The sequence below is a fragment of the Zooshikella sp. RANM57 genome (assembly GCF_050749885.1).
Classification (GTDB): domain Bacteria; phylum Pseudomonadota; class Gammaproteobacteria; order Pseudomonadales; family Zooshikellaceae; genus Zooshikella.
Genome location: NZ_JBOIUB010000086.1, coordinates 1 through 255, shown reverse-complemented (window position 1 = coordinate 255; position 255 = coordinate 1). Strand labels below are relative to the sequence as shown.

At 43.5% G+C, this 255-nt stretch carries 1 protein-coding gene; it reads right to left on the bottom strand.

The window, feature by feature from the left end; all coding sequences use genetic code 11:
* A partial coding sequence (locus tag ACQ96U_RS27245; RefSeq protein WP_431724423.1) for a neuraminidase-like domain-containing protein occupies positions 1 to 255 on the bottom strand: 255 nt, incomplete at both ends.

The following is a 255-nucleotide window of genomic DNA, read 5'->3' as shown; positions in this document are numbered from 1 at the left end:
ATCATCAGCACCGTCATTCATAAAGTAATCATAATCAGTAATCCTAAAATTATTGCTGGCTGACCAGTCCCCATTGAATTTCTGGTATATTATTTTAATTACCTTATAGCGACTCTCTGCTGTAGGATCACTCGCATCTGGCTCTGACTCCCACTCTTGCCAGGCAATATAAAGCCGGTTATTGAATATCACCGGTCTGACTTCGTCATTTATCGCCGAGATGGGCGCAACAATTTCCTCCCAGTCTGTCCAGGC